We start from the raw sequence: 23,799 nt of genomic DNA on the forward strand, positions 1-23,799 counted from the left end.
CGTCGACGAAGGGGTGTGCCATGTCGGCAACCAGCACGCTGCGCACCGGCCACATAGGCCTCAATGTCACGGACCTCGACCGCTCGCTCGCCTTCTACCGGGACCTCCTCGGCTTCGGGGTACTCGCCGAGGGGAAGGAGGAGGGCCGCCGGTTCGCGTTCTTCGGCGAGGACGGCCGCCCGACGCTGACGCTGTGGGAACAGGCCGGCGACGGCTACGACGCGGGACGCGCCGGTCTCCACCACCTCGCCGTGGAGGCCGACACGGTCGAGCAGGTCCGCGAGTACGAGACGGCGCTGCGCGCACACGGCGTCGACTTCGCGTACGACGGTGTCGTCGCCCACGGCGAGGGCGCGGCCTCGGGCGGCATCTTCTTCCACGACCCGGACGGCACCCGCCTGGAGATCTACGCGCCGAGCGGCGCCGAGGAGGCTCCGGCGCCTTCTGGGGCCGCTCCGACCTGCGGTTTCTTCTAAGAGGAGTGGACTCAGTGGCTGCGTACGACCAGGCCGCGTATGGCCAGGCCGTGTACGACCCCTACCACTCCGGCTCACGCGCCGTGCAGGACCGTGTCGGTGTGCGCGAGTCCGCCGATCACGTCGGCCGGTCCATCGGCCAGGGCATCAGGCCGGTGGCCGCCGCCTTCCTGGAGCTCCAGCCGATGCTGGTGCTCGGCACGGCGGACGGGGCGGGCCGCGTCTGGGCCTCGCTGCTCACCGGAGCCCCCGGGTTCGTCAGGGCCACGGGCCCCCGGCAGATCTCGGTCGCCGGCGGTCTCCACGAGAGCGACCCCCTCGCGGACGCGCTCGCGGCCGGCGCCCCGGTCGGCACCATCGCGCTCGACCCGCGCACCCGTCGCCGTATGCGCCTCAACGGACGGGCGCGCCCCACACCGCGCGGCTTCGCGGTCGAGGCCGACCAGGTGTTCTCCAACTGCCCCAAGTACCTGCAGAAGAGGGAGCGTTACGAGGAGGTGGAGCGCCCGTCCTCGGACGCCGTCCGAAGGGGTGTCCAACTCACTGACGAACAGCGGACCTTCATCGAAACAGCCGACACCTTCTTCCTCGCCACCGTTCACAGCCAAGGTGCCGACGCCAGCCATCGCGGCGGCAACCCCGGCTTCGTACGGACCGATTCGCCGGACGAACTGAGCTGGCCGGACTACTCGGGCAACTCCATGTTCCTCACGCTCGGCAACCTCACGGCCGACCCGCGCGCCGGGCTGCTCTTCCTCGACTGGACCACCGGCACCACGCTCCAGCTCACCGGTACGGCCCGCACCGAGTTCGCCCCGGACGGGGAGCGCACGGTCCGCTTCACCGTCACCGAGGCCGTCGAGACGCCCGGAGCAAGCCCACTGCGCTGGTCGGCGCCCGAGTACTCACCGGCCAACCCACCGCTGCCGTAACGTGCCGCCCTTGATGTTGGAGATCTGCGGCTGGGCCATGCCCGTCCGGCGCGCCGGACGGGCATGGCCCGCCTGCCCCGCGCGCTACCAGGTCTAATCGCAGTGAGCACGATGCACCGTGCTCAGTGCACCGGGCTTTAGCCCGGTGGTGAAGCGATTCTGAGAAGTGCTCTGACCCGCGCCGCGCGCACGGGTCCGCACTGTCGACCTCAGCTCAGACGGGCCGGTTCTGCTGCTCGATGTACTGCTTCACGATCGACAGTGGAGCCCCGCCGGCCGACCCGGCGAAGTACGAGCCGGACCACAGCCGCTGTGCCCGCCAGTAGTGCCGGACCAGTTCCGGATACTCCTGGCGGAGCCTGCGGGAACTGACGCCCTTGAGGCTGTTGACCAGCTTGGACAGGGCAACCTTCGGCGGGAAGTTCACGAGCAGGTGGACGTGGTTGTTCTCGCCGTTGAACTCGACCAGCTCGCATTCGAAGTCGGCGCAGACGGCCCGCATGATCTCTTCCATGCGCGTCAGGTGGGCGTCCTCGAAGACCTTGTGCCGGTACTTCGTCACGAAAACCAAATGCGCGTGAAGGACGAAGGCGCAGTGCCGACCAGTACGAATGTTCTGATACTCAGTCATAAACCACCTTTAGTACGGTGATCGGTATGCAGCTGAGGTACAGCTTCCGCCTGTACCCGAACGGCCCTCAGCGCTCAGCGCTGGCCAGGGCGTTCGGGTGCGCGCGAGTGGTCTACAACGATGCGCTCCGCGCCCGTGAGACCGCCCGCGCCGCAGGCGAGGCGTTCCCGAAGACCGGGGACCTGTCCAAGCTGCTGATCACCGAGGCCAAGCTCACCGAAGAGCGCGCATGGCTCGGCGAGGTGTCCGCCGTCGTCCTCCAGCAGTCCCTGCGGGACCTGGACACCGCATACCGGAACTTCTTCGACGGGCTGAAGGGCAAGCGCCCGCGCATGGGAGCGCCCCGGTTCAAATCCCGCAAGGACAACCGGCAGGCCGTACGGTTCACCGCGAACGCCCGATGGAAGATCACCACCGGCGGGGACCTGTCCCTGCCGAAGATCGGCGACGTGCGGGTCAAGTGGTCCCGCAACCTCCCCTCCGTGCCGTCCACGGTGACCGTGATCAAAGACGCTGCCGGGAGATACTTCGCGTCCTTCGTTGTGGAGACCGACCCCCAGACGCTGCCCGACGTGGCATCCGCCGTCGGCATCGACCTGGGCCTCGGGCACTTCGCGGTCCTCTCCGACGGCACGAAGATCGACGCTCCGCGCTTCCTGCGCCGGGCCGAGAAGAAGCTCAAGAGGGAACAGCGCCGCCTGTCCCGCAAGGCCAAGGGATCGAAGAACAGGGACAAGGCCCGCATCAAGGTCGCCCGCGCTCACGCGCAGGTGGCCGACGCACGGCGCGAGTTCCACCACCAGCTCTCAACGAGGATCATTCGCGACAACCAAGCGATTGCCGTTGAGGACCTGGCGGTGAAAGGGCTCGCCCGTACGCGCTTGGCCAAGTCCGTCCACGATGCGGGATGGTCCGCGTTCGTGACGATGCTGGAGTACAAGGCCGCGAAGTTCGGCCGCGGCTTCCTTCGCATCGGACGGTACGAGCCGACCTCCCAGGTCTGCTCGCAGTGCGGCGTCAAGGACGGCCCCAAACCCCTGCACATCCGCGTGTGGGAATGCGGGGCATGCGGGGCCGTCCTCGACCGGGACATCAACGCGGCGGTCAACGTCGCCAAGGCCGCCGGACTGGCGGTGTCAGCCTGTGGAGCGCAGGTAAGACCGGTATTCGTACCGGGACCGTTATCCCGCAGCTCAGCTTGCTTGCCGACAGGCCGAGGCCGTACTCGAGGTTGGGGGAACCGTCGATCTTGACCGTCTTCTTCATCTCGGCGAGTTGGGCCTTGGGGAGCAACTTGCCGCGCAGGAGGGCGGAGTAGAAGCGGTTCAGGTCGCCGGAGTCGGAGATCATGTCGCCCGAGCCGCCGGCGAGCGTGGGGTTCAGTTCCGTGACGTCGTACGTCGGGCCGGTCGTGGTCTCGGCGAGCTTGCCGTACGCCCGGCTGCTGGGCTGTGGCACCTTCGGATACGTACCGGGGACGGACGTGGCGTGCAGGCCGAGCGGTTCGACGATGCGGTCGCGGATCTCGTGCCCGTACGAGTTGCCCGTGGCGCTCTCGATGACCATCGCGGCCAGGGTGTAGTTGGTGTTCGAGTAGTTCCAGGAGGTGCCGGGAGCGAAGTCCGGCTTGTGCGCCATGGCGATCTCCACGAGCTGCCCGAGGGTCGCCGTGTCGTAACGGTGCTTGAAGAAGCCCTCCTTGAGGAAGGCCTTCCGTACGAACTCGTCATCCGCCGTGTAGCTGAAGATGCCGCTGGTGTGGTTGAGGAGCTGGCGGAGGGTGACCTTGCTGCCGTCGTGGCCGTTGCCGCGGACCACCCCGGGCAGCCACTTCTCGACCTTGTCGTCGAGTGAGAGCCTGCCCTCCGCCTCCAGCTGGAGCAGCACCGTCGACACGAAGGTCTTGGTGATGCTGCCGACGCGGTAGCGGTCGTGGGCGGAGCGCGGCTGCTGCGTCTTGAGGTTACCGACGCCCGAAGTGGCCTTCCAGGTCCCGTACTTGTCCTTGGCCTGACCGGCGACACCGGGGACGCCGTCCTTCACGGCAGCGTCCATCGCCTCCTGGGTCGCGCTGTGGGTTCTGGTGGTCGGGGAGGGGGCGGCCACCGCGGTGGCGGTCGTCGCGGATGCGGTGAGCGACACCGCGGTGAGTGCGACAGTGCTCAGCAGTGCGATGCGCAGCGTGCGTGGTGATGCGGTCATGTGTCGGTACGTCCCTTCCGTCGGAGGGTGATCGACGGAAGGGACACCGTGGCTGGGCAAGTTGGTTGAACTGCCCTTGAGGGTTGGGCGTTTTTGAGCCTCGTCGCCCCGTCGGAGAACTGGAACTACCCCTTGTTCAGGACCAGCTCCGTGTTCCGGTCCCCCGGATCGCCCGAAAGCGTCGAGCGGGACCCCGGCGCGTTGAACGACAACTCGCGGTACAGGGCGGCCAGGCCCGTCTGGGAGAGGTCGGCGAAGTCCGTGCGGTGCGGGGCCGCGGATTCGATGAGGGTGGTGAAGAGGGAGATCGTGCCGTCGTGGTTGTCGACGATCTCGATGACGCGGGCCAGTTGGGGGAAGTCGATGTGGGAGGCCGTGGAGATCTCCCAGAAGGAGCGGTTGCCGGGGGCGGGGTGAGGGGTGATGTTGTTCTTGTGGCTGTGGCCGTTCACCCAGGCCAGGGTGGAACGGTAGCTGCCGAGGAGGGCGAGGACCTCCTCGCCACCGTGGCGGCGCTCGCCGGGGTGGTTCGGGTCCTCGCGGAGGTTGCGCATCGTCTTGCTGGTGTGGTGGCTGAAGACGATGACGTGTTCCTTGTTGCGCTCGGCCGTCTTCAGCGTGCGCTCCAGCCAGCGCAGTTGGGCCGTGCCCAGTGAACCCTCGTAGTGCCCGCCGGAGTTGGTGCTGTCGAGGCTGACGCCGAGCAGGCCGTCCGCGATCCGGAAGGTGTAGTACTGGGTCTTCGCGGCGAGGTTCGCCTGCGAGTAGCCGTGCCCGACAGGGCCAGGGCCGGTGTGCGACGGGTCGAGGTGCGCCTGGAGGTACTCGGCGGAGGTGACAGGGGCGCGGCCCTCGTCCGGGGTGACCGAACGCATCTTCCGCGCCTGGGACTTGAACATCTCCTTGAAGGCCGAGCCCTTGGGGTCGCCGCCCTTCCTCATGTCCTTCCAGAGGGCGGCGCTCGTCGCCTCGTCCAGCGACATCAGCTTCTTGCCGCCGACGGCCAGCTCGGCGAAGAAGGGGTCGGCGGGCGCGTAGCAGCCGCCGGGCAGGGAGTCGTGGTTGCCCACCGTGGAGTACCAGGGCAGGTTGAGGCCGGGGCTCCGCAGCTCGCGTACGGCGGCGGCGAGGAAGCCGTCGATCTGCGGGAAGCCGAGTTGCTTGTCGCCGTCGCGGACGTCCGCGTCGGGCTGCCAGTACAGCTTGAGTCCGCTGTTCTGGACGCCCTCGTAGTGCTTCAGATCACCGGAGTCGGGGGTGATGCGGCCGCCGCTCATCACCTTCAGGAACCAGTCGAGCTCGTTCTTGGCGTTGTTGTCGGTGTTGTCGCCGGTGGTCATCACGAAGTGCAGCGGGGAGCCGGTGACGGGGGCGCCGCGCAGCGCGTTGACCCGCTCGACGAGCGAGACCGCGCCGGCCACCGACAGCGACTCCTGCGGACGCCAGGCGTTGGCGGCCTGGGCGCGCAGGTACTCGTACCGCAGCGGGTGCTGTACGTCGACGATGTGCAGGTCGGTGAACTGCACGAACGCGGCGAGTGCGGTGCGGCGTTCGCCGCGGCCCGCCTTGGGCGCGGCCAGGTCGCCGCGGACGACGCGCTGCCAGGCGGGGCCGTCGCCGAGCCGCCGGAAGCCGGAGGAGCCCCGCGGGGCCGCGACCGAACCGAGGGTGGTGCCGCGGGTGTACGGCGCGAGTGGCGCGGCGGGTGCCTGGCGGGATGACAAGGCGACGGCCGCCTGCCCCTCGGCGGCGGCGGGGACGGTGCTCCCGCCGCTGTCCGGGCGGAGTGCGAAGCCGATACCCGCGGAGAGTGACACCGCCCCGGTTGCGGCCAGGAAGGCACGGCGGTCACGAACGGATGTGGCGACAGAGCGTATGCGCGACATGGCGCGGTCTCCCCGAGTGCGAACGCGTCAGCAGTGGTCGCGGGCGGTTCACTGACGCGAACTACCCGCTCACACTGGATCGTTGGCACCTGGAGTGACCTGCACGTTAACTGAGCGGCAACGGGCAACGCCGATCACCGTACGTGGATCTTGGTCACTCTCCGCGTCCACCGACCCCTCGTCGAACAGAGGGGAGGCGGTCACTCCATGTTCACCTTGCTGGGTACGGAAGCTATTTCCCGGAGATCGCGGGGCGCTCGAGGGCTCCCGCCCTCGCTGGGCTCACTGCCCGACGGACAGTGCCCAACGCACCCCGGATTGCGCGGTCACCTGGAGTACGGCGTCCTTGTCGGCCTTCTCCAGGACGACCTGGTTGTACGTGCTGCTGACCTCGTCGGCGACGCACTTCAGGGGAAAGCTCAGGCCCACCGACTTCAGTTCGACCGTAAGCGTCCCCTCACCCTGACAGTTCACGGCGATCGACACCGGCCCGGTCCGTACTCCGCCCTCCAGCGGTACGACCTGGTTCCCGCGCGCGTCCGCCACCGACGCGATCACCTCACCGTCGACGCCCCCGGGCGCCTCGGTCACGGTCTCGCCGTCGATGTGCTCGGCCCGCTCCGTGGCCTTCGCGGGCCCCGCCGACGACTTCGCGGAGGGCGACCCGGTGGTAGCGGTGGCTGTGTCCTCGCGCCCGGCGTCGTCCTTCGTGCAACCACTGCTCAGCGCCACCGCCAGGCAGGCTGCCGCGAGCACGGCGGCACGGGTTGCGGTGCGCCGAGCAGAGTTGGGCGAGTGTATGGACACGTGTGAACTCGATTTCAGAGATGGGAAGTTGAAGTGGCCGGGCGGAAGCGTAACCTGCTGTTCGCTCGCCGGACGGACGTCGGGAGCCCGAGACCGCCTAGCAGCGCCGAGATCGAGCGTGCCCGGCAGGCATAAAAGGTGTGCGAAGCGGATCACGGTCCTGCGGAGCACAGCTATGAGCGGATCGAGGAGGAGCGGCCGTGAACCACTCCCAGTGGAAGACCCGGCGGACCAGGAAGCTGCTGGGCGAGTCCGTCGAGGAATCCTCGGCCTACGTGGAGGCCGGGTACGCGTTCGCCTTGGGACAGGCGGTCCATGACCGGCGTACCGAGCTCGGTCTGTCGCAGACCGAGCTGGCGCGCCGGGCGGGGATGACCCAGTCGCAGATCTCCGGCATCGAGGGCGGCAACTCCGTACCTACTCTGCCTCTGCTCACGCGTCTGGCCAAGGCGCTGGATGCTTCGCTGACCATCGATCTGGACGGCGATACGTCGGCGTTTGCTTTCACGGCGCACGACGGGGGCGACCCCGGTGATCTGCAGCCGGGTCCTGTGTGTGCTGGTCCCACGGCGTGAGCACTGCTCCCCGTCGTGTTCACGCAGCGCTCGTTTGAGTGGCCGAAGGACATACTCCCGCCGGGTGTTCACGTTTTTCTGGTCCTATGGCAGTAGGGCGCATGCCCGAGGTCTCTGAGCCTTCGGACCGAGGCGCACTGGCAGGGATGCGGGTGAGATGGGTGCATGAGTGATTCCGAGTCTCTGCCTGTGGCTGTTCGCGATCGCCTGGCCCAGGAGAAGAACGTCTGGCTGTGTACCGTGCGTCCGGACGGGTCTCCCCATGTGACGCCGGTCTGGTTCGTGTTCCTGCGGGGCAGTTGGTGGATCGGCACGGACGCGATTTCGGTCAAGGTCCGCAATGTCGAGAAGTTCTCGCGGGTCTCCCTGGCATTGGAGGACGGCCGGCTTCCCGTCGTGGCCGAGGGAGAGGCGGTGCTGCACCGTGGCCTGTTCCCGGAAGAGATCATGGATGCCTTCGACGCAAAGTACGGGTGGGATGTCTCCGCCCCGTACACACCGGACGGAGACCGCGTACTGCTCGAAGTCCCCGTACGGCGCTGGCTGCTGGCCGGTACGGCTCAATGACCGCCCGGACACGACGTAAGGGCTGAGGTAAGGGCTAGGGTCGTGGCTGATCATGTCGCTGAGGAGGGGATCCGAGGATGAGCGGGATAGTGACGGCGGTCAGCAGCAATGGCGAGTACTCGTTCACCAAGCCGAACCGGGACAGCATCACGCTGCTCGCCGGGCTCGGTGTGGAGGGCGATGTACATGCCGGCGTGACGGTCAAGCACCGCTCGCGGGTCGCGCAGGACCCCACCCAGCCGAACCTGCGCCAGGTCCATCTCATCCATGAAGAGCTCTTCGCCGAGGTCGGTGCGGAGGGATTCACGGTGGTGCCCGGTGACCTCGGCGAGAACATCACCACCCGCGGCATCGACCTGCTCGGCCTGCCGGTCGGCACGTTGCTGCGTATCGGCGACGACGCGGTGCTGGAGGTGACCGGCCTGCGCAATCCCTGCCTGCAGATCGACAACTTCCAGGACGGGCTGCTGAAGCAGGTCGTCGGCCGTGATGCAGCCGGGAACCTCGTGCGCAAGTCCGGAATCATGAGCGTCGTGAAGGCGGGCGGCGTGGTGCGCCCGGGCGACACGATCGCCGCGGAACTTCCCAGCGGACCGCACCGGTCCCTGGAGCGGGTCTGATGTCTCTCACCAAGCGGGTCTGATGTCGCTCGCCATCGGTCTCGCCTGGCCGGTGGTGCGCCAGAGGGCCGTCACCCGGCGGGACAGTCGGGTGACGGCCCTCTTTCTTCCCCCGTCTTCAGATGGTCAGTTGTACTTTCGCCAGTCGTAGGTCAGCTGGTAGTGACCGCCGTGGCCCTTGAAGTCGAGGGTGCGGTCCGTGCTGTTGTCCTGGCCGCCGGGGAAGCGGCTGATCAGCGACGAGATGGTGGCGCTGACCGTGATCGGCTTGAAGACCTCGTCGCCCCACAAACCCTTGAGGTAGTCGAAGACCAGGCCGACCACGAAGCCCACCGCGACCCCGATGGCGATGCCGAGGGGCCCGCCGGGGGAGCCGATCGCTCCGCCGATGGCGGCCGCGAGTGCCGCGGCGACCTTGGCCTTCACCTTGTCGAGGAGTTCGTTGAGGAAGTCGGCGAGGCCGCCCCAGTCGACCTCCGCGACGACCAGCGTGACGAAGTACGTCTTCGGGAACGTCACCTTGCTCTGCTCGGTGAGGCTGAAAGTGGTGAAACGCCTCGGCGGCGAGTACGCCTGCACGGTTCCGGTGCTGAAGCTGCGTACCCGGAACGCCGAGATCTTCTTGGTGTCGCCGTCCTCGTCGACGGATGTGCCGCCCGCGTCGATCTCGTCCTTGCCGATCTCGCTCGTCTCATCCACGCACTTGACCCGGTGGATCCGCAGCTCCAGGTTGCGCAGTTCCGGGAACGCCGCCGCCGCGGCCGTCTCCTGGGTGGCGGTGGTCATCGGGCCCACCAGCGCGTCGGACATCCGCTGCAGTTCGTCGACCGGGAACTTCATCCGCGCCGGGAGCGGTGTCTTGCGGACCTGCTCATCGATCCCGGAAGGCGACTTGAGGTCGATCTTGGCGAGGTCGCCGAGCCGCTTGGTGCGCGCCGCACCGCCCCGCAGCTCCACCGAGATCCGGTCCGCGGCCTGCTTCTGCTGGGCCTCGGGCAACGTACGGAAACGGCGGGCGAGTAGCTGCTCGGTGCTCTTGGCGTCGGACGGCAGCGGGTACTTGCCGGGCTCCGCGTGGTGCGCGGCGACCTTGTCGGCGGCGAGCTGGAATTCCAGCGCGACGCGTTCGGCGATGGCTTTGACCTTGGCGCTGGGTATGCCGGTGACGACCAGTTCCTTGTTTTCGGCCATGAGATTCCTTCCCCCATGCGGCCGGCCGGCCCCGAGGGGACCGGTCCGGTATGGCCTTCGATGGTCTGTGACGGCCACGAGGCCAGACGGTAGGCCGCCGGTGCCGGGGAACGGACCTGGGGAAGGACCCGGGAGAATCCCCAGTCCTGCCCGGAAGCCTCAGTTCCGCCCCGGCAGCGCTGCCTCGTTCCCCGCCGCCAGCAGCACGGCGAGCCGGGTGCGCGAGGCGACGCCGAGCTTGGCGTAGATCCGGCCCAGGTGGAACTCGACGGTCTTCGGGCTGATCACCAGCTCCCGCGCCACCTGGCGGTTGGTCAGCCCGGCCGCCACCTTGCGGGCGACCACCAGCTCCTGCGCGGTGAGCGGCGCGGCATCCGCCTTGAGGGGAGCGACGTCCGTTCCGCGCGCGGGGGTGCCCAGGCCGCAGGCCGCCAACTCCCGTTCGCAGCGCTCCAGATCGGGCCGGGCATCGAGGCGTACGAGAAGACCCTGGGCCCTGCGCAGCTGCTCCGCGGCCGGGGTGCGCTTGGCCGTCCTGCGAAGGAACTGCCCGTACGCGAGGTGCACCAGCGCACGGCCGAAGGGCTCCTGGGCGCGCTGGGCGTGCCGCAGCGCCGAGCGGAAGGCGCTCTCGGCGGCGGCCGGGTCCCCGCGGGCCACCGCCAGGGTGCCCCGGCTTCGGGCCGCGCGCATCAGCGCGGCCGGGTGGTCGCGTCGTACCGCCAAAGCCTCGTACTGGCAGAGGAGTTGCGCGGCCCGCCGGTGGTCCCCGAGCTCGGTCCAGGCGTCGGCGAGGAGGTCCGGCCAGGGCACGGCGCCCGGCTCGTCGAAGGAGCCGGAGGAATCGGCGGGGCTGGAGGAGTCGGCGGGGCCGAAGGTGTCCTGCTTGCTCGGTGGGAGCAGTGGTGCCAGGGCGCTTACGACGTCCTCGGGGCGGCCGAGGGTCCGCGCCAGGTGGGCCTCGGCGAGTGCCGTCCACACGGCCGGGCCACCGTCCTCGCACATCCGACGCACCTGGGTCCGCGCCTCGGCGAAGGAGCCGCGGGCGGCGTGGGTGAGCGTCGCGAGCATCCGGCAGTACGGAGCGGAATGCGGCCGGCCGCTGTCGTCGGTGAGCGAGAGGGCCAGTTCGAAGTGGGCGAGCACGTCGTCCCAGTGGCCCGCCAGGTACTCGGCGGCGGCGAGCGCGCCCGCGGCGGTGATACGGAACAACGCCGAGTACGTCTGGCCGTCGACGGGCGACCTCGCCGGTGCCGTCGGCGCAGCAGCCGTCCGTGCCGACTTCCGTTCCCGCGTCGCCGCGAGGACCCCGGTCAGGTCCCGCAGGGCTCCGGTGAGATCGCCGGTGAACACCCGCAGGGTGCCGCGGCCCATGAGTTCCTGGAGCTGGGCGGGTGACGCCACGGCGGGGTCGGGCAGCGGGCCCAGTTCGCCGAGGGCACGGGCCGCGCCGCCGCTCGTCGCCGTACCGCTGAGCGCCAGGTAGCGGATGGTGTCGGTGGCGGTCGCCTCCGGTGCGAGGCGCAGGGCCAGACGCGCCCAGTTGGCGGCTTCCGTGCCGCGCGCGACGCTCCCGTACAGGGCCGCGAACCGGCCCGCGATCCGGGCGGCGAGCACCCGGTCGCCCCGGTCGGCAGCCGGATCGCAACGCCGCCAGGCGTCCCGCAGCAGCACCTCGGCACGAACCGGGTCGGCCAGACAGAGCCGCCCCAGCAGATAGCTGCGCCAGCCGCTCTCGGCGAACCCCTCGACGCGCTCGGCGACTTCGGCGGCGTCCGGTACGTCCCCCGCGAGCAGCCGGCACTCGACGGACTCCAGCGTGTACTGCTCGTACGCCGCCCGGTCGGGAGCCAGCCTGGCCGCCGCGGACAGATGACGCGCGGCCTGCTCCCACCGTTCCTCGGCGGCCGACCGGCGTCCGTGCGCCGCGAGTTCGGCGGCGAGCTGCGGGGCGGGGCCGGTCGCGGCGCAGGCCCGGTGGTGCAGGGCGGTCTCCTCGTCTTCGGCGAGCGAGGCGGCCCGGCGGTGCAGGGCGCGGCGGCGGGCGGGGCCGAGCCCGTGGTAGACGGCGGCCTGCACGATCGGGTGCGGGAAGCGGACGACGGGGTCGCCCTGCCGCTCCGTCAACAGCCCGGTACGTACGGCCTGTTCGAGCGCGGGCAGTGGATCGGCGAGGTCGGCGAGGTGGGCGGCCTCGGCGAGGGTGCAGCATCGGCCGAGGGCGCTCGCCGCGGCCAGCAGCGTCTCCGCGTCCGCGGTGCAGGAGGCGAGCTGGGCCAGGGCGAGCTCGACACACGACTTCGGGGCGGGCGGGGTGATGTCGCTGCGCTCCAGGGCCTCGACCAGTCCGGGCCCCTCCTGCTCCAGCAGGGCCCGCGCGTACAACGGGTTGCCGCCGGTGTGCTCGCACAGCCTGGCAGCGGCGCGAACGGTGAGCCGTACGGGGCCCAGGGCGTCGCCGAGAGCGCGGAGCGCGGCGGGTTCCAGCCCTTCGAGCCGGACACGGACGGCGGCGTCGGCCGTGAAGAGACGGCGCAGGCCCTCCGGGATCCGGGGATCGGTGATGTCCCTGGTCACCACGACGACCAGGACGCGTACGGCGCGCAGCCTGCGGACGGCGAAACCGAGGGCACACAGCGAGGCGGAGCCGGCCCACTGGGCGTCGTCCACCACGACGGTCACCTCGTCCTCGCCGACACCTCCGGCCTTCTGAAGCGCCTTCTGGAGTGCCTCCAGCAGCGTGACGCCGGCAGAACCCGGATCCGTCCAGCGGACAGGCCCGATGAGCTGCTCCAACGCGCCGAAGGCCGGCGCGGTCCCGGCGTCCTCGCCCTCCGCGTACAGGACATGGGGCACTCCCGCGAGAAAACGCCGTACGAGCGCGGTCTTGCCGATGCCCTCCGGCCCCTCCACCAACACCCGCTGCGGCTGCTCGGCCCGGGCCCGCTCCCTCGCCCCCTCCAGCACGGCGAGCTCCTCGCCCCGCCCCACGAACACCCGCTCCACAGCGCGCCACCCCCGCCCATGCTCCGTCGCCTCCGCATGGTGTCACCGGGCGCCGATGGAGTCCCGTTCCACGGACGGTCCCACGAACCGCGTGCCGCGCTCGTGCCTCTCCAGACGTCCCCTGCTCCGGCTCGGCGCCGGCCGCTGACCGGAATCCGTCTTGCGTACGGCGTCCACGACCGAGTGAGCGTACGAAGAGGGGGTGGGCCACCAGTTGCCCGGCCCGCCCCCTCCTCTCCCCTCCTACCGCGGCAGCACCACCACATACGCCGCCGGATCGCGGTCGCACGCCGCCATGAGTGCGGTGCGTACGACGGCCGCCTGCTGCTCCATCGCATCGCGCAGCTTCCGCGGGGTTACGTGGATGACCGTGATGCCGAGCCGTTCCAGGTGTTCGCGTTTGCGGGCGTACTCCGACCACAGCGCGTCGTCGTCCTGCCAAGGACCTTGGCGGGGTGCCCGGGTGTCCAGTTCGAGGGCCACGGCCTGTTCGGGCCAGTACGCGTCGAGGCCGCCCAGGTGCGGGCCGCCGGGCAGGCGCAGGTCCACGTTCCAGACCGGGTCGGGCAGGCCGTGTTCGCGGACCATGCGGTACAGGTGGTCCTCCGCGATGGCCCGGCCCTCGGCGAGCAGGGTGTCGACGGCGTCCACGACGTGCGGCCGGTTCAGCAGCCGGGCCTGCGTCAACTCCCGTACGACGGCGGCCGGTTCGCAATGACCGCCGCGTACCGCCTCGGTGAGCAGACGGCGTACGATGCCCGCCTCCGAGAGCTCGGCGACGGCGTCGGCCAGCGCGCGCGGTACGGGGGCCACCGGGAGGCCGGTGACCTGCTCGGGCCTCGGCAGCGCGGGCGTGCGGACGATGCGCGCACAGCCCGTCGAGCGGAGCCGGCGCAGACGCGGTACGAGGACGTCGATGCGGTCAAGGGACAGCAGCGAGGGCGCGGACGAGAAGCCGTACAGGGCGAGGGCGGCGAGGCCGGTGATCATCGCGTCGGGGTAACGCTGCGGTGTGGGCGGTTCCTGCGCGCCGGGCTCCGTCGCGGCCGGCTGGGCAGGGATGCCCTGGCCTCTCGGCGCCGGTTCACGCAACGATGAGCGGGCCGCGTACATCAGGACCGCGTGCAGCCGCTCCTCACTGGTGGGTGGGCCGGGGTGCAGCAGACAGACGCCGGGCAGGAACTGCTGCCAGGCTCCGCCCGGCCGGCACTGCTGGTTGATCTCGGCATTGGCCACGCCGTGCGCCCGCAGCTGCGCGGTGCTCAGCACGCGCGGCTGGGCGTCGGACAGGTGGCTCAGGGGGCGGGGGGAGAGAGGGGTGTTGTGGTTCATGCCCCCGAATCTCCCGCACCCGCCCGGCCCTCTAACCGCTGTTACGTCCCCGTCGACAAACCCGGACAGGCCAGCCCTAAAGTGCAAGCGTTCGACAGCCGAAACCCCCTGGTCCGTATGGGGGTTACGGCTCCGATTACCAGCATTCGGTAACTGTTATGCCCGGCAACGCTTGTTGACGCCGCGCTGTCAGCGCTACGCCCGGTCATGCGCCCCTTAGGGGCGCGGGGAACTGCGCGACCAGCCACACACAACCCGCGGTCGCAACACCGCAGCAACCCACCCGCCCCTGGGGCGAGCCCCCTACCCGGCAGCAGCCAAGTCACAAGCCTGCGCCCGCAATCCCCGCGCCAAGTCATCCCGCGCCTCCAACACAAGCCGCCGCAGCGCAGGAGCCACCCCCTCATGCTCGGAGAGCCACGCATCCGTCGCGGACAGCGTCTCCTGCGAGTCCTGCAACGACGGGAACAGCCCCCTGACCACATGCATGGCGATCTGGATGGACCGCTCCTCCCACACTCGCTCGATCACCTCGAAGTACTTCGCGACATACGGAGCGCCGAGCGCCCGCTGCGACGGCTGGGCGAAGCCCGCGATCGTCGCCTCGACCAGCGCGTTGGACAGCGAGTCCGACTCGACAACCGCCGCCCACGCCTGCGCCTTGACCGCCCCGGAGGGCCGGGCGGCGAGGCAGCGGACCTGGTGCCGCTTCCCGGAGGCCGTGTTGTCGCGGGCGAGCTCGGCGGCGAGCACGGCCTCGTCGGCGACGCCGTGCGAGGCGAGCGGTTCCAGGAACGCCCAGCGCAGCTCCTGGTCCACCTCCAGCCCGTCGATCTTGGCGGTCCCCTCCCACAGGTCCCGCAACAGCCCCAGTTCGGTCTCGCTCGAGGCGACCGCCGCGAAGAACCGCGCCCACGTCAGCTGATGCTGGCTGCCCGGCTCGGCCTGCCGCAGTTCCCGCAGCGCACCCTCCGCGAGCAACTGCCCGCCGGTGTCCCGCCATTCGGGCGTCGCGTAGTGCGTGAGCGCGGAGTTCGCCCACGCGTGCAGCATCTGGAGCACACCGATGTCGGACTCGCGGCCCGCGAAGCGCAGGACGAGGTCGATGAAGTCCCGGGCCGGCATCAGGGCATCGCGCGTCAGATTCCACAGCGCGGACCAGCACAGCGCACGCGCCAGCGGATCGCTCATCTCACCGAGCCGCTCCCGCAGCGTCGCCAGCGAGCCCTCGTCGAAACGGATCTTGCAGTACGTCAGGTCGTCGTCGTTCACCAGCACCAGCTCGGGAGCCTCGGCCCCGGCCAGCTCCGCCACGACCGTACGCGGCCCGTCGACGTCCACCTCCGCCCGCGCGTACCGCTCCAGCGCACCCTCGGAAGTCCGCCGGTACAGGCCCACCGCCACCCGGTGCGGCCGCAGTTCGGGGTGCGACTCAGCGGCCTCCTGGAGGATCGCGAGTTCGTCGATCCGCCCCTCGGAACCCAACAGCACCTGCGGCGTGAGGGAGTTGACCCCGGCGGTCTGCAGCCAGGCCCGCGACCAGGCGACCATGTCACGCCCACTCGTCTCCTCCAGGACCGACAACAGATCCCCGAGCCGCGTGTTCCCGTACGCGTTCCGCTTGAAGTAGCGCCGCGAGCCCTCGAGGAAGGCGTCCCGCCCGACGTACGCCACCAACTGCTTGAGGACGGACGCTCCCTTGGCGTATGTGATCCCGTCGAAGTTCAGCTTGGCGTCCTGCAGGTCACGGATGTCGGCCGTGATCGGGTGCGTGGAGGGCAACTGGTCGGCGCGGTACGCCCATGACTTGCGGTTGTTGGCGAAGGTGATCCAGCCGTTGGTGAAGCGGGTCGCCTCCACCATGGAGAAGGAGCCCATGAAGTCCGCGAAGGACTCCTTGAGCCACAGGTCGTCCCACCACTCCATGGTGACCAGGTCGCCGAACCACATGTGCGCCATCTCGTGCAGGATGACGTTCGCCCGCCGCTCGTACGACGCCTGTGTCACCTTGCCGCGGAAGATGAACTCCTCGCGGAACGTCACACAGCCCGGGTTCTCCATCGCGCCGAGGTTGTACTCCGGCACGAACGCCTGGTCGTACTTCCCGAACGGGTACGGGTAGTCGAAGTGGTCGTGGAAGAAGTCAAGACCCTGCTTGGTCACCAGGAACACATCGTCGGAGTCGAAGTGCCTGGCGAGGCCCTTGCGGCACATGGCGCCGAGGGGAATCTCCAGCGTCGTACCGTCGTCGAAGGTGCGGGAGTAGTGGTCCGTCACATAGTGGTACGGGCCCGCGACGATCGCCGTGATGTACGTCGAGATCGGCTTCGTCTCGGCGAACTGCCATACCCCGTCGTGCAGTTCACCCAGGCCGTTGCTCCACGCGACCCAGCCCTCGGGGGCCCGCACCTCGAACCGGAAGGGGGCCTTGAGGTCCGGCTGCTCGAAGTTCGCGAAGACGCGGCGGGAGTCGGCCGGTTCGTACTGCGTGTAGAGGTAGACCTCGCCGTCCTCCGGGTCGACGAAGCGGTGCAGGCCCTCGCCGGTGCGGCTGTAGGCGCACTGGGCGTCGACGATCAGTTCGTTGTCGTCGCCGAGGTCCTCCAGGAGGATGCGGGAGCCGTCGAAGACTGCGCCCGGGTCCAGGTCCTTGCCATTGAGGGAGACGGCGGTGACGCTCGGGGCGATCAGGTCCGCGAAGCTCGTGGCGCCCGGCTCGGCGCAGCGGAAGCGGATCGTCGTCACCGAACGGAACGTCCGCGGCTCGGCGTCCGTGTCGCCCACGGCAGAGCGCAGGTCGAGCGACACCTCGTACCCGTCGACGGACAGCAGGGCGGCCCGCTCGCGGGCCTCGTCGCGGGACAGATTCTCACCGGGCACGGGCGGTACTCCCTCGGGTGGCGTTCAGCATGTGGACAGAGCCGATCCTGCCATGCGGCCTGGTTGCGGGCAGCAGGGAATAGGGCGCGGAAAAGAGTGGTTGCGGGTTCAATGACAGCCCCTTCTGTCTGCGAAGACAGCCCTGTCTGCCGCATGTGCTGACCGCGTTCTTACGAGGAGAACCATGTCCGAGGCCGCAACGAGCTCCGCCAAGACCCCCGTCGACTTCTGGTTCGATCCGCTGTGCCCCTGGGCGTGGATGACCTCGCGCTGGGTCCTGGAAGTGGAAAAGGTCCGCGACATCGAGGTCCGCTGGCACATCATGAGCCTCGCGGTGCTGAACGAGGACAAGATCGACCAGCTGCCCGAGGAGTACCGGGAGATGCTCGCGACCAAGGCCTGGAAGCCGGTGCGCGTGGTGACCGCGGCCTGGCAGAAGCACGGCGCGGACGTCCTCGGCCCGCTCTACGCCGCGCTCGGCACCCGCATCCACAACAACGATGAGGGCCCGACCATCGAGGCGATCACCGGCGCCCTCGCCGACGTCGGCCTGCCCGCCGACCTGATCGAGTACGCGGACCAGGAGGACTTCGAGTTCGACGCCGAGCTGCGCGCCTCCCACAAGGAGGGCATCGACAAGGTCGGCCAGGAGGTCGGCACTCCGGTCATCGCCGTCCCCGGCTCCGACGGCGAACAGATCGCCTTCTTCGGCCCGGTCGTCACCCCCGCCCCCAAGGGCGAGGATGCCGCCAAGCTCTGGGACGGCACACTGCTGGTCGCCTCGGTCCCGGGCTTCTACGAGATCAAGCGGACGCGCACGGCGGGCCCGGACTTCTCGAACCTCTGAGGGGATGGGCGGGGTTGGGGACTCTCCCAGAGGGCTCTCCCTGTCACCCCGCCCACACCGCACCACACGGCGGTGGGACTACCGGTACTGGGGAAACCTACTGGTGTCGATGGTCCACCGTCCCATGGGCACGGCGTCTCCGAAGCGGTCGGAGCGTCCGGCCCGGCCTGTCTGATGGAGGCTGGGTGGGGTGGCTCTGGAGCGATTTTCCGCCGTGGCTGGCTGGCTGTCGTCGGAGAGGTGAAACGCCCGTGAATGCCCTGTGTGTGAGGTGTCTGCAACCTCGGCAAACCCATGCCGCTCCAAAGAATCTTGAGGCGGGAAAGCCGCTGACCAGGGTCGCTATCCGCGTCAACTCCGCCGTCGTATACGAACTTTGGAGGCATGAGGTCCACGACATCGGATAGCGATCTGCTGAGCATGACTCCCGATGACTGAAGGAGTTCCCCATCATCGTGCAACCGGCTCAGAAGTTCGGCGACAATCCTGTCGAAGTACGCGAAACCGGTCACTACACGGAGGAATACGTTCCCAGCTTTGTCGAGAAATGGGACTCGCTCATCGACTGGGAGAAACGGGCGGAAAGCGAAGGAAACTTCTTCATCGACCTGCTGCGCAAGTGGGGCGTGAAGAGTGTGCTCGACGTCGCGACGGGCACGGGATTCCACTCCGTACGGCTGCTGGCCGCCGGATTCGACACCGTCAGCGCGGACGGCAGCGCGGACATGCTGGCGATGGCCTTCGAGAACGGCACCAAGCAGGGCGGGCACATCCTGCGGGTCGTTCAGGCGGACTGGCGGTGGCTCAACAGAGACGTCCACGGGGAGTACGACGCCATCGTCTGCCTCGGCAACTCCTTCACGCACATCTTCTCGGAGCGAGACCGTCGCAAGGCGCTCGCCGAGTTCTACGCGATGCTCAAGCACGACGGAATTCTCGTCCTGGACCAGCGCAATTACGACGCGATCCTGGACGACGGGTACACGAGCAAGCACACGTACTACTACTGCGGTGACGATGTCACCGTGGAGCCGGAGTACGTCGACGAGGGCCTGTGCCGCATGCGGTACCACTTCCCGGACGACTCCACGTACCACCTCAACATGTTCCCGCTGCGCAAGGACTACACCCGTCGGCTGATGTCCGAGGTGGGTTTCCAGCACATCGAGACCTACGGCGACTTCCAGCACACCTACCGCAGTGACGAGCCGGACTTCTTCGTGCATGTGGCGGAGAAGGAGTACCGGATGGACGACCAGCACGAGGGGCGGTACACGGGCGCGGTCAGCACCGCCCGCAGCTACTACAACTCGCCCGACGCCGACACCTTCTACGCCACGGTGTGGGGTGGCGAGGACATCCACATCGGCCTCTACGAAAGCCCCGTGGAGCCCATCGCGGACGCCAGCAGGCGCACCGTCGAGCGGATGGCCTCGAAGCTGGAACTGACCCGGGACTCCATAGTGCTCGACCTCGGCTCCGGATACGGCGGCTCGGCACGGTACCTGGCCGAGACGTACGGCTGCCGGGTTCTCGCCCTCAATCTCAGTGAGGTGGAGAACCAGCGCCACAAGGAGCTGAACTCGGCGCGCGCGCTCACCGACAGGATCGAGGTCGTGGACGGGTCCTTCGAGGACATCCCGTACCCGGACGACCAGGTCGATGTCGTCTGGTCCCAGGACGCCTTCCTGCACAGCGGGAACCGCGTCCAGGTTCTCGAGGAGATCGCGCGGGTGCTGCGGCCCGGCGGCCGGCTCATCTTCACCGACCCGATGGCCGCGGCGGACGGCGGCTCGACCGACGTGCTGCAGCCGATTCTCGACCGGATCCATCTGGACGACATGGGCTCGCCCGCCTTCTACACACGCGAGCTGAACCGGCTCGGATTCACCGCCGTCGACGGTGGCTTCGAAGAACACCGCGAACAGTTGGTGAACCACTACACGCGGGTCCTCGAGGAGACCGGACGCCAAGAGGCCGAAGGCCTGGCCAGAAAGATCAGCCACGACTACCTGGCCCAGATGAAGAAAGGGCTCGGCCACTGGGTCGACGGTGGAAGGGAAGGGCATCTCACCTGGGGCGTCTTCCACTTCAGGCTGGACGCCGACGACTGAGCGCGGCCGACGACTGAGCGCGGCCGACGACTGAGTCACCTGCCAGGTATGAGGCGCAAGGAAGGCCCCCGCGAGTCACGTCCTCGCGGGAGCCTTCTTCAGTCCCGTACGGATGTTTTGCCACTCTCTCCCTGAGGGCATTGGCAGGATCCGACAGTTCCCGTCGGTCCTGCCCTTGTGGGGAAAGCGGCTGTACCTCAGTGACCAGGGTCACGTCGATCCGGGTGTATCCACCGCTCTTTGTATGGAGCGCACCAAGCCCGCGATCCGTGGTTTGTCGAGCACTGCCGGTGATCGGGTCAAGGGCCCTGAGGTAGCGTCGCGGTATCCCGAACCGTCCGCTCGCACACCGCCGGAGTCCCCATGAGCACCGCTGCCGCCACCGCCCTCCCGGGCAAGGTCCTCGCCGACCTGCTCCCCGCGTCACGCGTCCGCGACATCGCGCTCGTGGCCGGCGGTGCCGCGCTCACCGGGATCGCCGCCCAGATCGCCGTGCCCGTGCCGGGCTCGCCGGTGCCGGTGACCGGGCAGACCTTCGCGGCTCTCCTCGTCGGCACCGCGCTCGGCGCAGGGCGCGGCTTCCTCTCGCTCGCCCTGTATGCGCTCGTCGGACTGGCCGGTGTCCCGTGGTTCGCGGAGGGCAGCCACGGCGTCTCCCCGACCTTCGGTTACATCATCGGCATGATGCTGGCGGCCGCACTCGTCGGCGCCCTGGCCCGCCGCGGCGCCGACCGCTCGGTGTTGCGCATGGCCGGCACGATGCTGCTCGGTTCGGCCGTCATCTACGCGATCGGCGTCCCCTACCTCTCAGCCGCCACGTTCTTGAGCCCCACGGAGGCCGTTGCCGCCGGCTTCACGCCCTTCCTCATCGGCGACGCCCTCAAGGCAGCCCTGGCGATGGGCCTGCTGCCCACCGCCTGGAAGCTCGTGAACCGGTAAGAGTGACGTCGCAGTTCCAGCCCCCGCGCCCGTCATGGGTGCGGGGGCTGCTTGATTTCCGGTCTGGTGCCATTGCCCCGAATTGTGTTGTCATGGAAGGAGGTTGGGGGGTGTACCTGCATGTTGCGTGTCGTGGACCGGTACCGGCTCCTCGAACCCATCGGGCAGGGCGGCATGGGCCGAGTCTGGCGCGCGACCGACGAACTGCTCGACCGTCCGGTCGCGGTGAAGGAGCTACGGCTCGACGTCGCCAGCAGTGAGGAACTCGAGGTCCGACGCGAGCGCGCGCTGCGCGAGGCCCGCGCGAGTGCCCGTATCGACCACCCCAATGTCGTACGGGTCTACGACGTGGCCGAGGAGGACGACCGGCTCTGGATCGTCATGGAACTGGTCGAGGCACCCTCGCTGGCCCGGACCGTCGTCGAACACGGCCCTCTCGATGTACGCGAGACAGCCAGGATCGGTCTCGCGCTCGCCGAGGCGCTGCGTCGGGTGCACGCGGCCGGAGTGCTGCACCGTGACATCAAGCCCGGCAACGTCCTGCTGGGGCCGGGAGACAGGGTCGTTCTCACCGACTTCGGGATCGCCGCTCTCCAGGACGCCCAGGGGCTGACGCAGGCCGGAGTCATCGTCGGCTCCCCGGAGTACATCCCGCCGGAACGTATCTCCGGCCGCCCACAGGGCCCGCACTCCGACCTGTGGTCCCTCGGCGCCACGCTCTGCGCCGCCCTGACCGGGCACTCCCCGTTCGAGCGTGCCGGGACGCTCGCCACACTGGCCGCGGTGATGTACGAGGAGCCCCGACTGCCGCCTGAGGGCGAGCCGTTGACTCCGCTGCTGCGGAGGCTGCTGGCCCGGGATCCGGCGGCGCGGCCCGATGTGGGGGAGGTGGCGCGGTTCCTGCACCGGGTGCTCGCGACGCCGGTGGCCGTACCCGCGCTCGCGCCTGCGCCCGCACCGGCGGTGCGCGAACTCCCCGCCGAGAGCGAGCGGGAGACCGAGGAGAGCGAGAGTCCCGAGTGGCTCCCGCGTCTGCTCACCGTCCTCGTCCTGGTGGTCGCCGCCGCCGTGGGCATCGTCATGATCATCACCGCGATCCGTCCCGGCGGTGAGACGAAGCTGCCCGACACCAGCCCGCCGCCGACGGTGGCGGGCACCTCGCGCCCGGAGTCACCGAACACGACGACGCCCCCGCGGTGAGGCCGCGGAGGCGTCGCGTACGAGAGCGGAATCAGACCCCGGCGTCCTCCTGAGTCTGGGTCTCAGCGGTCTGCGCGACTTTCCCGCGCCGTACCTTCTCCAGCACCAGCGCGATACCGACGACGACCGCCGCCACCAGAAGCGAAAGCAGCACCGTCTGGCGGCCGTCGTGCTCGGTGTCGGTGAGCATGTAGCCGAGGACGAACACGATCAGGGCCATCGTCGCGTACGTCAGATACGGGTACAGCCACATCCGTACGACCAGCTTCTCCGGCGTCTCACGCTCGATGATCTTCCGCATACGCAACTGCGAGGCGCAGATCACCAGCCAGACGAACAGGGCCACGGCGCCGGAGGAGTTGACCAGGAAGAGGAAGACCGAGTCGGGGAACTCGTAGTTGAAGAACACCGCGACGAAGCCGAAGACGACCGACGCGAGGATCGCCGTCATCGGGACCCCGCGGTTGTTGGTGCGACCGAAGGCCTTCGGCGCGTCACCGCGCCGGCCGAGCGAGAACGCCATGCGGGAGGCCGTGTAGAGGCCGGAGTTGAGGCAGGACAGTACGGACGTCAGCACGATGAACTTCATGATCTCGCCGGCGTTCGCGATGCCGAGTGAGTCCAGGGCGGCGACGTACGAGCCGTCCTTCTGGATCGCCTCGGAGTCCCAGGGGAGCAGCGTGACGACGACGAAGATCGAGCCGAGGTAGAAGACGCCGATTCGCCAGATGACGCTGTTGGTGGACTTGGTCACCGCGCGCTGCGGGTCCTCCGACTCGCCCGCCGCGAGGGTGGCGATCTCGCTGCCCATGAAGGAGAAGACGACGAGCAGGATGCCGGTGAGGATCGCGCCGGGGCCGTTGGGGAGGAAGCCGCCGTGGTCGGTCAGGTTGCCGAGCCCGGCACTGTCGCTGTCGACGCCCGGCAGTACACCGAAGACCGCGAGCCCGCCGATGACGATGAACGCGCCGATCGCGACGACCTTGATGCCGGCGAACCAGAACTCGAACTCACCGTACGAGCCGACGGAGCCGAGGTTCGTCGCGGTGAGCACGACCATCACGATGAGGGCCCAGCCCCACTGCGGGACGGCCGGGACCCAGCTCTCCAGAATCACCGCACCGGCAGTCGCCTCGATCGCCAGTACGACGACCCAGAAGAACCAGTAGAGCCAGCCGATCGAGAACCCGGCCCAGCGGCCGAGCGCGCGGTCCGCGTGAGCGGAGAAGGAACCCGAGGTCGGGTTGGCGGCGGACATTTCGCCGAGCATCCGCATCACGAGGACGACCATCGTGCCGACGAGGGCGTACGACAGGAGGATGCCGGGGCCCGCGGTGGCGATGCCGGAGCTCGAACCGACGAACAGGCCGGCGCCGATGACTCCGCCGATCGCAATCATCGAGAGGTGACGGTTCTTGAGTCCGGCCTGGAGGCCGTCGCCGGGTTCTCCGGTGCCTCCGGGGCCGGTTCCGGCCTTCGTCAGGGTCGGCTGCGAGGTCATGGGGCGGATTCCTTTGCACCGGAGGTGAACAATCCGGTCCAGTGAATCCCAGGTGAATTGATTCTTGAACCTTTGATTTCAGATCGTTACTTG

At 69.0% G+C, this 23,799-nt stretch carries 18 protein-coding genes and 1 pseudogene; 10 read left to right on the forward strand and 9 right to left on the reverse strand.

Features of this window, described 5'->3' with window-relative positions:
• The first annotated feature begins 20 nt into the window (after nt 1-20).
• The gene (locus OP79_RS40690) at nt 21-476 is read left to right on the forward strand and encodes a VOC family protein (protein WP_033328001.1); all 456 of its coding nucleotides are present in this window, start codon (nt 21-23) and stop codon (nt 474-476) included.
• 14 nt (nt 477-490) lie between these two features.
• Complete coding sequence (locus OP79_RS40695) at nt 491-1,408, forward strand: pyridoxamine 5'-phosphate oxidase family protein (RefSeq protein ID WP_245685619.1); 918 nt, start codon at nt 491-493, stop codon at nt 1,406-1,408.
• A 214-nt stretch (nt 1,409-1,622) separates the two neighbouring features.
• Here OP79_RS40695 and tnpA read toward each other — a convergent pair whose 3' ends face one another.
• Nucleotides 1,623-2,039 carry an IS200/IS605 family transposase gene (gene tnpA / locus OP79_RS40700; RefSeq protein ID WP_033328002.1) on the reverse strand — a complete coding sequence of 139 codons (417 nt, stop codon included), beginning with the start codon at nt 2,037-2,039 and terminating at the stop codon, nt 1,623-1,625.
• A gap of 26 nt (nt 2,040-2,065) precedes the next feature.
• On the opposite strand from tnpA, the gene OP79_RS40705 reads away from it, so the two are divergent.
• Nucleotides 2,066-3,292, forward strand: coding sequence for an RNA-guided endonuclease InsQ/TnpB family protein (locus OP79_RS40705; RefSeq protein WP_033328004.1), 1,227 nt, complete (start codon nt 2,066-2,068; stop codon nt 3,290-3,292).
• On the opposite strand, the pseudogene OP79_RS40710 reads toward OP79_RS40705, so the two are convergent.
• From OP79_RS40710 to OP79_RS57485, 3 genes and pseudogenes are all read right to left on the reverse strand, one after another.
• A pseudogene (locus OP79_RS40710) lies at nt 3,216-4,241 on the reverse strand (serine hydrolase domain-containing protein); the annotation flags it as partial. The gene OP79_RS40705 and the pseudogene OP79_RS40710 overlap by 77 nt on opposite strands.
• A 125-nt stretch (nt 4,242-4,366) precedes the next feature.
• Entirely contained in the window at nt 4,367-6,127 is a 1,761-nt protein-coding gene (locus OP79_RS40715) for a TIGR03767 family metallophosphoesterase (RefSeq protein WP_033328006.1), read from the reverse strand.
• A 282-nt stretch (nt 6,128-6,409) separates the two neighbouring features.
• Nucleotides 6,410-6,934 carry a hypothetical protein gene (locus OP79_RS57485; RefSeq protein ID WP_245685620.1) on the reverse strand — a complete coding sequence of 175 codons (525 nt, stop codon included), beginning with the start codon at nt 6,932-6,934 and terminating at the stop codon, nt 6,410-6,412.
• A gap of 200 nt (nt 6,935-7,134) precedes the next feature.
• Between OP79_RS57485 and OP79_RS40725 the strand changes: the two genes are divergently transcribed.
• From OP79_RS40725 to OP79_RS40735, 3 genes are all read left to right on the forward strand, one after another.
• The gene (locus OP79_RS40725; protein ID WP_033328007.1) at nt 7,135-7,509 is read left to right on the forward strand and encodes a helix-turn-helix domain-containing protein; all 375 of its coding nucleotides are present in this window, start codon (nt 7,135-7,137) and stop codon (nt 7,507-7,509) included.
• A gap of 189 nt (nt 7,510-7,698) precedes the next feature.
• Complete coding sequence (locus tag OP79_RS40730) at nt 7,699-8,076, forward strand: pyridoxamine 5'-phosphate oxidase family protein (protein WP_245685621.1); 378 nt, start codon at nt 7,699-7,701, stop codon at nt 8,074-8,076.
• A gap of 77 nt (nt 8,077-8,153) precedes the next feature.
• Nucleotides 8,154-8,696, forward strand: coding sequence for an MOSC domain-containing protein (locus OP79_RS40735; protein ID WP_078492333.1), 543 nt, complete (start codon nt 8,154-8,156; stop codon nt 8,694-8,696).
• Between the two features lie 126 nt (nt 8,697-8,822).
• Here the strand turns inward: OP79_RS40735 and OP79_RS40740 are convergent, their stop codons facing one another.
• The 4 genes from OP79_RS40740 to pepN all read right to left on the reverse strand — a co-directional run bounded on the left by OP79_RS40740 (nt 8,823) and on the right by pepN (nt 17,105).
• A complete protein-coding gene (locus tag OP79_RS40740) occupies nt 8,823-9,887 on the reverse strand; it encodes a hypothetical protein (protein ID WP_033328010.1) in 1,065 nt (354 codons plus the stop codon).
• 159 nt (nt 9,888-10,046) lie between these two features.
• Nucleotides 10,047-12,893, reverse strand: a complete 2,847-nt coding sequence (locus OP79_RS40745; RefSeq protein WP_245685622.1) for a helix-turn-helix transcriptional regulator — start codon at nt 12,891-12,893, stop codon at nt 10,047-10,049.
• Nucleotides 12,894-13,136: 243 nt separating this feature from the next.
• Nucleotides 13,137-14,225 carry a hypothetical protein gene (locus OP79_RS40750; RefSeq protein WP_033328011.1) on the reverse strand — a complete coding sequence of 363 codons (1,089 nt, stop codon included), beginning with the start codon at nt 14,223-14,225 and terminating at the stop codon, nt 13,137-13,139.
• 303 nt (nt 14,226-14,528) lie between these two features.
• Complete coding sequence (gene pepN, locus OP79_RS40755) at nt 14,529-17,105, reverse strand: aminopeptidase N (RefSeq protein WP_033328013.1); 2,577 nt, start codon at nt 17,103-17,105, stop codon at nt 14,529-14,531.
• A gap of 184 nt (nt 17,106-17,289) precedes the next feature.
• On the opposite strand from pepN, the gene OP79_RS40760 reads away from it, so the two are divergent.
• From OP79_RS40760 to OP79_RS40775, 4 genes are all read left to right on the forward strand, one after another.
• Nucleotides 17,290-17,952 (forward strand): DsbA family protein, encoded by a 663-nt coding sequence (locus OP79_RS40760; protein WP_033328014.1) that lies wholly within the window; start codon nt 17,290-17,292, stop codon nt 17,950-17,952.
• A 455-nt stretch (nt 17,953-18,407) separates the two neighbouring features.
• On the forward strand, nt 18,408-20,066 hold the full coding sequence (locus OP79_RS40765) for a glycine/sarcosine N-methyltransferase (RefSeq protein WP_078492334.1): 1,659 nt from the start codon (nt 18,408-18,410) through the stop codon (nt 20,064-20,066).
• Between the two features lie 363 nt (nt 20,067-20,429).
• Complete coding sequence (locus tag OP79_RS40770; RefSeq protein WP_033328016.1) at nt 20,430-21,005, forward strand: biotin transporter BioY; 576 nt, start codon at nt 20,430-20,432, stop codon at nt 21,003-21,005.
• A 120-nt stretch (nt 21,006-21,125) separates the two neighbouring features.
• Nucleotides 21,126-22,205 (forward strand): protein kinase domain-containing protein, encoded by a 1,080-nt coding sequence (locus tag OP79_RS40775; protein ID WP_051745402.1) that lies wholly within the window; start codon nt 21,126-21,128, stop codon nt 22,203-22,205.
• Nucleotides 22,206-22,236: 31 nt separating this feature from the next.
• On the opposite strand, the gene OP79_RS40780 is transcribed toward OP79_RS40775, so the two are convergent.
• Nucleotides 22,237-23,706 carry an amino acid permease gene (locus OP79_RS40780; RefSeq protein WP_033328017.1) on the reverse strand — a complete coding sequence of 490 codons (1,470 nt, stop codon included), beginning with the start codon at nt 23,704-23,706 and terminating at the stop codon, nt 22,237-22,239.
• Nucleotides 23,707-23,799: the final 93 nt, after the last annotated feature.

It is taken from the genome of Streptomyces yerevanensis, from assembly GCF_000716805.1.
Taxonomy (GTDB): domain Bacteria; phylum Actinomycetota; class Actinomycetes; order Streptomycetales; family Streptomycetaceae; genus Streptomyces; species Streptomyces flaveus.

Coding starts and splice junctions, on each gene's coding strand:
- OP79_RS40715 (WP_033328006.1), bottom strand. CDS start 6,127: ATGTCGCGCATACGCTCTGTCGCCACATCCGTTCGTGACCGCCGTGCC.
- OP79_RS40735 (WP_078492333.1), top strand. CDS start 8,154: ATGAGCGGGATAGTGACGGCGGTCAGCAGCAATGGCGAGTACTCGTTC.
- OP79_RS40690 (WP_033328001.1), top strand. CDS start 21: ATGTCGGCAACCAGCACGCTGCGCACCGGCCACATAGGCCTCAATGTC.
- tnpA (WP_033328002.1), bottom strand. CDS start 2,039: ATGACTGAGTATCAGAACATTCGTACTGGTCGGCACTGCGCCTTCGTC.
- OP79_RS40740 (WP_033328010.1), bottom strand. CDS start 9,887: ATGGCCGAAAACAAGGAACTGGTCGTCACCGGCATACCCAGCGCCAAG.
- OP79_RS40780 (WP_033328017.1), bottom strand. CDS start 23,706: ATGACCTCGCAGCCGACCCTGACGAAGGCCGGAACCGGCCCCGGAGGC.
- OP79_RS40775 (WP_051745402.1), top strand. CDS start 21,126: ATGTTGCGTGTCGTGGACCGGTACCGGCTCCTCGAACCCATCGGGCAG.
- OP79_RS40750 (WP_033328011.1), bottom strand. CDS start 14,225: ATGAACCACAACACCCCTCTCTCCCCCCGCCCCCTGAGCCACCTGTCC.
- OP79_RS40705 (WP_033328004.1), top strand. CDS start 2,066: ATGCAGCTGAGGTACAGCTTCCGCCTGTACCCGAACGGCCCTCAGCGC.
- OP79_RS40760 (WP_033328014.1), top strand. CDS start 17,290: ATGTCCGAGGCCGCAACGAGCTCCGCCAAGACCCCCGTCGACTTCTGG.
- OP79_RS40770 (WP_033328016.1), top strand. CDS start 20,430: ATGAGCACCGCTGCCGCCACCGCCCTCCCGGGCAAGGTCCTCGCCGAC.